Genomic DNA, 9,315 nt, shown 5'->3' with positions numbered 1-9,315 from the left:
GCCGGGCCAAACCAGCGCGGTCGTCGTCGATCTTGACGTAGAGTGCTGTCACGAGGGTGTCTATGTCTTGGCTCACACCAGATCATGGACACCCTCTCTCGTGCGCGCAGGCTTTTGGAAAGACTCGTCTAGTGTGCTTCCCGGTCCAGCACACCCCACCACCGCCCATCCGATTCAGGCGATACGCCTCATCCCTGGCCAGGGCCACAGACGCCCCCGTCCGCCCCGCACACCCCGGAAGGGGTCCACGGCCCCACCATCGACTGTGGGGCGACACGGCCCCACACAGCCCCGACATCGGGGGCAACCGGGGCCCCAGGACCCTCACCCCCACCAGCCACCCCCACGGAGCGACAACGGAAACGAACAGGGCGATCTCTCCCCACCGGCCCCCTCCCCCACCTCACCGTGCTTCCCCTCCACGGCCCTGACGACAGCACCCAGGCAGCGCACGCGACACCCGGCCACCGATCTCGCTGGACCGCACCACGAGAAGCCAGGCCCGCTCGGCCTCGACAACCCGCCAGCCGTGCAGCGCCCACTCACAACGCTCAACACCGGCAGCCACCTACCCCACGGGCCCAGGGACCTCCCCTCCACCCACCCCACCGTGCGCCACGAAACGGACACTTCAGTACAGACCCTTGGAATAAGAGAAGAGAACACGAAGGGATTAAACAGGAGGAAGGATTCGAAGGGGAAAACGGACCCATACGAGCAAGACCAGGGGCGGGGTGCCCGCCCGCTCGTCGGCGGCGCCCCGCCCCCTACGCGAAGATGACGACCCACCGGGTATGAGTCTGGGTTGCCAACGGCCCACCCAGACCGGCCCTGGCCTGCACGGATAGTCGCCTGTGGGTCGGCCGATCCAAGCGGCCCGCTTACCGGAACAGGCACAGGGCCACTTACCGGCGTACTTACCGGCCGCGTCATGGGCCCACTTACCGGACACACTCAAACATGAGCATAGCGCTCACAATGCTCGTGTTTCTTCTCCGCCCAACCCACCTCGAAGAATCCCCGCAACGAACCCGACACCACCTCCCACCAAGACCAGAGGACCATCGGCCCGAGACCGTCAACGGATGCCGCTGACCACCGGCTGGATCCCGCCCACCCCCAGACAGCGCGGCCCCACCACGCCTTCGCACAGCCCACCCCGGAAGAACCACCCGCTTCCATCAGCATCAGTTTCTACTGATGTCCGGAAAACAGCCAGGAGACGTTCTTCTAGACACGGTGGAGAACGAGTCTTTGAACAGGTGCGGGCGGGGCCACCTCGCGCTCGTCGCGGGCGGCCCCGCCCGCCTACGTGAAGACCACTACCCACTTGGGTATAAGTCTGGACACGCGTCGGCCCACTTGAACAACCCCTGACCTGCGAAGATGTTGTTGGAGGGGTGGGCCACAGGGGCGGCCCAGGCATCGGCCCGCACGACGGCCCACCCGTTGGCCCTGGTTCAAATCGTGTTCACTCGGGGTTCAGCAGCCCCTCCGGGGCAGGCGCGATACACACCCGAAACCATTCCAGAATTCTCCTCTTCCTGAGCCCTTTCGATAGCACACGGCCGACCTGTGACACCAGGACGAGAACGCAGAACACCCCCCGGGGTGGTGCCGACCACGAGCATGGTCGGCACCACCCCGAAGCGCACGCTCCCACCGATCAGGAGGTCATGGCCTGCCAATCGCGGACGAGACGGGCCAACTCGGCGAACTCACCCACACCGCCACCCTCAGGAACCAGAGCGGGAACGGACACGGGTGCTGGCTGAACGACGGCCAGGAGGTCGCCGTGACCAACCCCCGCAGGTGCTTCGGTGTGGTCGCGGAGGAAGCGTTCCTCCGCTCGGGCAAGGTAGGGGCGCACCCCACGCACCCCGTCGTCGTCCACACACCACCCACGCCGCCCTGTGTACGGGTCCCGCTGACGCGGCACCAAACCCGCTTCCCTCGGCGCACCGCTCCCCATGTGAGTATGCGAAGCCGCTCCTGACTTCTCGTCCCCCGGCTTCTCACAGACGGCTTGCCGGTCTACCTGAGCACGCCCCTCCGGACGCGCCTGACGAGGCTCGGACTCTGGCGTTGGCGGCACGGTTCGACTTGCCGGGCCACAGAACACGGCGGCAAGCACCGCGCCGAGCACCCAGCGCACGTGTTCGCCCCATCCCTGGCGGCGTTTACGGTGTCGCCCGCTAGACTTCTCCACAGTTTCCTCCTGATGCATCCAGGTGGGAATCACGCCCCGGGTCGGTGTTCGCGCACCGGCCTGGGGCAACTCTTCATTCTCTTCTTGCCAGCCCGGAGCCGGGCTGGCCCTCCTCCTTGTGTGGGTCAGGATGAGTGTCAATGGCCCGAAGTCATACGCCCCCGGAACTGCGCTTCTCACCCACGAACCCACACATATAGACACAAGACACCCCAACTCCTGAGGAATGGGTGTCTACCCTGGCCAGGGCTGGTCGATGGTCGCTTGGGTGGGCGAGAACCTTCAACTCCTTCGGCTCAGAAAAGTCCCCAGAGTCGGAAACGAGGGACTGCTGGGGCCGTGAGGAAGCCGATAGGTGAAAACATCCCGATTTGCGAGAGGGGGCTTCGCCCGGCGAACCCGGCGAAGCCCTTGACGTTGACGACAATCGCGAAGAGGGGCGTCTTCTTACGTCGGAGATCGGCTTACGCACTGCTCACGGTCTGTGGCTGGAAGGGAACCGACTCCGATCTGTCGAGCACCTGGACGACGTGGTCGAGGTGTTCTCGTGGGAAGAACAGGTGTGTGTCCCGGTTCCGGGCCGGTCCGCCGTAGACGTCCGGAACGACGGGGCGGATGCAAAGCCAGGATGCCGCTCTGCCCCACTCGTTCATAGCGATGTTGAGCTCCCGGTCTGCCCCGAGGAGGGTGATCAGGTGCTCGGCAGGGGCGGGCGGCAGCTTCAGCCAGACGCGGTCGGAGTAGAAGGCGCTCCAGCGCGGATCCCCCGGAGGCATTCCCGGACCCGAGTCCTGGAGGGATTCGCCGAAGTTCTGGCAGCTTGCCCTGGTGTTCATCCCGAGGGACCACAGGCGCAGGATCAGCGGCACGAGGTCACGGTCGATCGGAACACGGACCCCGCTGGGCGTGCGCAACAACTGGGTCTTGTGGGTCTGCAAGGGGACGCTCATGGTGGTTCCCGAAGGTGTCGTGGTCCCGTGTGACGGAGATCGCCCAGAGCCGGACGGCCGCGATGTGATGGCGTCGCAGACCCACGTAGGGGTCCGGCTGGATCAGCAACGTGGGGGCGCCGCGCAAGGTCCGCTCCGCGGCCCAGTCGTAGTCCGGCGGCGCGAAGTCGTCGTCGATCCAGGCGACGGGCGCATCGCCCAGCCAGTCGGCTACCGGGTCGCGTTTCCATAGGTAGCCGCGCGGGTGCGGGGTCGAGATGTCGAGCGCGCCCAGGTCGATGTGAGGGAGGTGGGGCATGCCCACGTGCGGTGCGATCAGGCGGTTCGCTTCGGCTCCCCAACTCGTGGCCCAGCGCGGCCGAACGAGGCCCATGGAGTGCAGCGCATTGACCGTCGCTCCGTGGTGTGGGTTGAGCCAGACCGGCACCTCGTGGTGGCCCCGGAAGTCGACCCGGTGGGGGTGGTACTCCGGTGGTACGGAACCACCCGGTCCGGGGAAGGGGTTGAGGACTCCGTCGACGTCGATCAGCAGATACGGGGGGTTGCCTGCCATGGGTTCGCCCTCCAGGACTCAGATGTTGAGCAGTCGTGCCGCGTCGTGGGTGTGGCGGCGTACCACGGTCGTGTAGGCGGGGTCGGCCGTCACGTCACCGATCCAGACCAGGGCCTGGGCGAGGAACCACTCCAGGACCCACACCCGGTGCCAGCCCAGCGCCCAGTCCTGCGGTGTGAGTCCCCCTCGGCGAGTGAGTGCGCTGGCGCTGCCTCCCGCCTGGACGTAGGACTCCAGGAAGGCTCGGGTCCGGTCGGGGTCGGGCGCGTGGACGGTGCCGTGCCAGGAGGCGAGGTCGAGCAGTCCCGGGCCGCGGAAGGCGCGGGCGAGGTCGTAGAGGTGGACTCGGTCGTCGCGGATGTGCAGGCTCTCGGGATGGAACTCCGAGTGCACCCATCCGTAGGGCGCCGTCGTCGCGCCTTCGGCTCGTGGGGCGGCGGCGCGGTCGATGTCGCGCAGTGCCTCGGTGATGTCGTCGCGTCGGACCAGCGGCCCTGGGCGTTGAGCAGGTCCAGGGTGCGCATCGCCCTTCGGGGGAGGGAGGCCAGCCACGCTCCGTCTGCGGGGGGAAGGTGGGGCGGAACCGCCGCGGAGTGGAGCTGGACCGCCGCTGTGACGCCGTCGTCGTCGGTGGCTTCGCGGTCGGGTTCGCCCAGGTCCTCCATCAGCATCGCCAGGGTGGTTCCCGAACGCAGGGACTTGACCAGGCGGGGGACGCTGACGCCCGCCTGCCAGGCTGCGGTCAGTGCCTCGTGTTCGTGGGTGAAGGGTTCGGTGGCGCACTTGAAGATGACGGTGGTCCCGTCCGCCAGGGCCAAGCGCTCCACATGTGAGAGTTCCCAGCTGTGCAGCGTTTGCGTCTCGATGAGGTTGCCGGTCATTCCGGCTGCGTTGAGTAGGTCATCGCGCATCCGGTCGATGTCGGTCTGGTGCACGTGTGACTCTCCTTGTGTCGGGGGCGGGGCCCTCCTCCGAGCGGTGGAGGGCCCCTTCGGTGGGGCGGGTGGTCAGGCGTGCTCACCGTAGGAGCGGACGGTCGTGAGCCAGGTGTCGCGGAAGGTGTCCAGCTCGTTGCGGAAGCGCTGCATGTCGGTGCCGTAGGGCGCCACGACTCCGCCGCGCCGGTCGGGGGCGGACTGGCAGCCGTGCACCAGGCGTCCGCCAAGGGCGGCGTGGGCCTTGACGCCCTCGATGCGCCGGTACTCGTTGAACCAGGAGCCGTGGAAGACCTCGTCCAGCAGTTCGGTGGTGGGCTCGTCCAGGTCGTAGATGACCTGTGCGGTGTCGGCGAAGAACCAGGTGGGGCCGACGATGCTGATGTGGCCGTCGTCCTCGACCTTGTTCAGCGCGGTGAAGGTGGAGACCTCCGCGAGCATCCTCAGGTGGTCGGCGGTGACGCCGTCGATGCCCAGCGAGTCCAGGTGGTCCTCGCGGAAGAGGTGGCTGTAGACCTGCCAGGCGATGGTCAGGACCTCGGCCGGGTCGTGGGTGGTGCGTGCGTTCTGGGCGATGTACTCCAAGGCGATCTGCTCGATGGCCGACTCGCAGGTCTCCTCGACGGGGAGGAGTTCGGTGGCGACCTGGTCCCAGTCGATCACGCGCCAGGTGTCGGACTCCAGCCGGAAGAAGTACTCCTGGGGGTTGATGGTGATCGTGTCGCCCTCGACCGACATCCCGGTGATGCGGTTCCAGCGAGGGTCGAAACGGTGGTCGGGGATGGTCAGGGTCATCGGGGCCAGCGTGATGGACATGGAGCGGGTTCCTTTCTCGGGGTTCTCTGACGAAGGGGTGGTGAAGTGGCACGACGGCCAGGTCTGCGGTGCGAAGACGCTGCCTGTAGGCACCGCCCTTCAGGCTCCGTTGTGACGTGCCACCGTGACCGGACGACAGCCGAGGTTCAGGGGCCGTTGTCCAGGGCTGGGGGAGCGGAGGTGCCCAGGCACGCATCGTTGTTGCCAGACCGAGTGGTGCCAGAGGTCTCGGCCCTGGCGGAACCGATGTCTTGGCGAAGGAAGCGGCGGTGTCCGCCCGGGGTTCGGAAGGCCGGGACCTTGCCCTGGTCCGCCCACCGGGTCACCGTCGTGGGGCTTACGCGGAAGAGCGCGGCGACTGCGGCTGGGGTCAAGGTCTGCCTGGTTTCTGGCAGGAGGCGGGTTCCTGACGAGGAGTCACGTGCGGCCATGGGATTCCAATCACTGTTCGAATGGGACATGGTTCGGACCTTGGCCGAGCCGTCGCTGGATATCGAGCACCGTCCGATGCAGCTCCTCCGGTCGGGCGGATGCCAGCGGGCGCACGTGTTCCTCGCCTCGGTAGAAGGCCCAGTAGGCGCGACTACCGGGCCCCCAAAACACGATCCAGCGGTGTCTGTGAGCCCGTTGGAGCTGGCGCGCGATGGCGTAGTACACCTCGTCATCAGCACGGGTCCAGCCCATCGCCTGTTTCCCCTCACCGTGGCGCCGTGCGGGAAATGACGGCCCAGACGGTGAGCGGTGCTCCCTGGACGCCCAGGAACCCCCAGCGCCGACTGAGCCGCTCCACCAAGGCGAGGCCGCGTCCGTGTTCCAGACCGGGGTCAACCTCGTTCACGTGGGGAATGGTGGGGGCCGCTCCGTGCCGAGGTCCAGCGTCCGTGACGGCAAGACGGATCCCCTTGTTGTCGAGGTAGGCGAGCGTGACCGTGAAGTGGCCGCCCTGGCCTGAGGCCGTATGTTCCAAGGCATTGGTCACCAGCTCAGAGAGCAACAACTCAAGGACGTCGGCGTCCTCTCCTGGGAGACGGGTGACCGTCCGTACCCAGCGGCGGGCCGCGCTGACCTGCGACGGGGTGTGCCCGAACCTCGCGGCGTGACGCCGACCGGCCTCCCCCAGCTGGGGCATCGAGGAGTATCCGGGGACGCGACGCGGCAGTATCGGTGATGTCTCACCACCTGCCCGTTTGCTCCGTTTCGTTACATCTATAAAGTTCACCCGCGTTACAGCCGTCATGCGCGCCTCGATTGTCTGAGTCGTGGGGCTGTTCCCTCCGTGCTTGCACCTTCGATCGAACCCTGAAGGCAATGACAAGTCACTGGGTGCGCGGACATGGTTTCTATGCCACTGGCACCACCCCTGAACTGCTGTTTTGCCAGTCGGGCATGTCTTCTTATGTCTGGGTGGGATGCGCTTGTGGCGATGATCTGGTTGCGGCCTTCGCTGATTCGGGCAATCTGGATAGCGAGCCCGAGGAGAGCTGCATGAAGTGGACGAAAGCCCAGCTTCGAAAACTGCGCGATCAGATGCGCGAGCAGGGCCGTACGAACGACGAGATCGCCGACGAGATCCGCATCCGTTCCGGATGCTCACCCCTGGCGGCTATCGCCACATGCACGGGTGGAGCCAGGCCGAGGCGACCGAGCGCTACCGCGATTCCGCCGCTGGCCTGCCCTTGGACCAGGCGGGCCTCAGTCGTCTGGAACTCTGGCCGGAAGTGGGTGGGCGGGCGCCGCAAGCAGCCCAAGTCGTCGCCTTGGCAACGCTGTACGGCACCTCTCCCCGAAGGCTGCTGACCCCTGAGGGGTTCGACAAACTCAGCGAACACGAGCGAAACGTTCTGAAAAGAGTGGGAAGCCAGCTCGACTCACCCAAGATCCCCCAGAACGACCTTCACCAGACGCATTCCCCCATCAACGGTGAGATCAGATCACTACCTCCGGAAAGGCAGATCGACATGGCCGCGAAACGCGCGATGAGGTTCGGAGCGATGGCGGAGGGGACGAACGTGGGTGTGGAGACCATCCAGGAACTCTTCGAGGAGGTGTCCAGGCTCGCGAGTGCCTACCCCCGCTCCCCGCTCCACGAGGTCCTGGGTGATCTGATCGAGGCACAGGATGTGGCGTTCATGTTGTTGGAGGGACGACAGCGCCCCAACCAAACCAGGGACCTGTACCTGCTCAGCGGCCTGCTGAGCATGATGCTCGCCAAGGCGAGCCATGACCTCGGTGACCCGTACGCCGCGATGAAACAGGCCCGAACCGCGTTCATCTGCGCCGACAACGCCGACCACGACGGACTGCGGATCCGGGTACGCACCCAGCAGAGCCTGATGGCGTACTGGGCGGGATGGCCCACAGAGGCCGCCCGGTATGCCGAGCTGGCGCGTGGCCTGGCGACCGAGCACACCGGCACGGCCGCCATCTGGCTCATGTCCCAGAGCGCCCGGACATGGGCGTCACTGGGCCACGGGGAACGAGCGCTCAACGACCTACAGGAAGCCACCGCTCTGCGCGAGCGGCTGGGCACGGACGACCTGGACGAACTCGGCGGGCTCATGCGCTTCGCGCACTGCCGCCAGCTCTACTACGGAGCTGAGACGCAGATCTGGATCCCCGGACGCGAGGAACAGGCTCAGCAGGTCGCGCAGGAAGCCGTTCAGCTCTACGAGGTCGCAGCCGCTGAGGGATCCGATGACTGGGCCTACCAGGACGAGGCCGGAGCCCGTGCCGACCTCGGCTACGCCCGAGCATCCCTGGGCGAGATCGAAGGCGCCACGGAAGCTCTCCGGCCGGTCCTGGACCTGCCCGCCTCGAAGCGGGTCGCCGGCGTGGTGAACAGCGTCATGCGCGTACCCGACGCTCTCCGCGGCACGGACTACACGAACAGCAAGACCGTCTCCCGGCTGCGCCAAGAGATCGAGGCCTACAGCCGCACTCCCGCTTCAGCACTGACCTCAGGCCGCTAACCTGCCAGGCATGCGCCCCGTCGAACTCTCCAGTGACAGGCTCACCCTCCGCGAACTACGCCCCACCGACGTCGACGACCTGCTCCGGGTCTACGGCGACCCGGAAGCCGTCCGGCACCTGTCGTTCACACCCCGCACGAAGGAGCAGTGCACCGCCATCATCAAGGCCGCGGTCGCCGACGCCGAGCAGGAGAACCGGGGCGTGTACATGCTCGCTGTCGCGCACCAGGACCGTTTGGTCGGCAGCGCCCGCCTGGGGGTGGACGAGCGCCCCCACAGCGCACAGATCGGGTTCGCCCTCCGACCCGACATGTGGGGGCAGGGATTTGGCGACGAGCTCGTCGGGCTCCTGCTTCGGTTCGGCTTCGAGGATCTGGGGCTCAAACGGATCTGGGGTGCGCGTTCTCCGGAGAACCGGGCCTCCGAGCGTGTCATGCTCAGGGCCGGAATGGTGGAGGAAGGACGGATCCGTCGGCACCTGTGGACCCGGGACGCCTGGCGCGACTCCATCGTCCACTCGATCCTGGACGACGAGTGGGCTCCGGACTCACCTGGACGCCCACTGTAGGCCACACCGGGGTCCCTGCCCCGGACCGAGTGACGGGAGGCGATCCCCGCACACGCCAGATCCTCCACCACACCCGACACGAAACAGTTCAAGGTCTGGCAACCAGTCGATCATGCGTCCCAGACCCCACAAGCCGATAGCAGGAAGCCATACCGGCATCTACCCCGCATTCCCCGCCCATGGAACGCTGGCCAGCTAGGTCCTGTCTGGAGTTCAAATTATGGACGCGGTGCGATGCTGCGGAGCCAGAGCATCGCACCGCATAGGTGCAGCCCGGCCTCGTAGCTCTCCGGGATCTTGTCGAAGCGGGTCGCG

General features: G+C 66.6%; 8 protein-coding genes. 2 read left to right on the top strand and 6 right to left on the bottom strand.

The features are described from left to right. Nucleotides 1-2,673: 2,673 nt before the first annotated feature. The 6 genes from BJF83_RS24035 to BJF83_RS24010 form a co-directional block, all read right to left on the bottom strand. The gene (locus BJF83_RS24035; protein WP_075928109.1) at nt 2,674-3,078 is read right to left on the bottom strand and encodes a hypothetical protein; all 405 of its coding nucleotides are present in this window, start codon (nt 3,076-3,078) and stop codon (nt 2,674-2,676) included. Nucleotides 3,079-3,082: 4 nt separating this feature from the next. Next, nucleotides 3,083-3,712: a hypothetical protein gene (locus BJF83_RS24030; protein WP_075928108.1), complete on the bottom strand. Its 630-nt coding sequence runs from the start codon at nt 3,710-3,712 to the stop codon at nt 3,083-3,085. Nucleotides 3,713-3,730: 18 nt separating this feature from the next. Beyond that, on the bottom strand, nt 3,731-4,264 hold the full coding sequence (locus BJF83_RS27705) for a hypothetical protein (protein WP_158070447.1): 534 nt from the start codon (nt 4,262-4,264) through the stop codon (nt 3,731-3,733). Between the two features lie 455 nt (nt 4,265-4,719). Continuing rightward, nucleotides 4,720-5,463, bottom strand: coding sequence for a hypothetical protein (locus BJF83_RS24020; RefSeq protein WP_075928107.1), 744 nt, complete (start codon nt 5,461-5,463; stop codon nt 4,720-4,722). Between the two features lie 146 nt (nt 5,464-5,609). Further along, entirely contained in the window at nt 5,610-5,894 is a 285-nt protein-coding gene (locus BJF83_RS24015; RefSeq protein WP_075928106.1) for a BldC family transcriptional regulator, read from the bottom strand. 266 nt (nt 5,895-6,160) lie between these two features. Further along, nucleotides 6,161-6,592 carry an ATP-binding protein gene (locus tag BJF83_RS24010; protein ID WP_075928105.1) on the bottom strand — a complete coding sequence of 144 codons (432 nt, stop codon included), beginning with the start codon at nt 6,590-6,592 and terminating at the stop codon, nt 6,161-6,163. Between the two features lie 484 nt (nt 6,593-7,076). On the opposite strand from BJF83_RS24010, the gene BJF83_RS24005 reads away from it, so the two are divergent. Next, nucleotides 7,077-8,432, top strand: coding sequence for a hypothetical protein (locus BJF83_RS24005; protein WP_262391827.1), 1,356 nt, complete (start codon nt 7,077-7,079; stop codon nt 8,430-8,432). 10 nt (nt 8,433-8,442) lie between these two features. Then, complete coding sequence (locus BJF83_RS24000) at nt 8,443-9,000, top strand: GNAT family N-acetyltransferase (protein ID WP_075928104.1); 558 nt, start codon at nt 8,443-8,445, stop codon at nt 8,998-9,000. Nucleotides 9,001-9,315: the final 315 nt, after the last annotated feature.

It is taken from the genome of Nocardiopsis sp. CNR-923 (assembly GCF_001942255.1).
Lineage (GTDB): Bacteria > Actinomycetota > Actinomycetes > Streptosporangiales > Streptosporangiaceae > Nocardiopsis.
The sequence above is the reverse complement of the archived record's forward strand: the minus strand, read 5'-3'. Positions and strand labels throughout refer to the sequence as shown.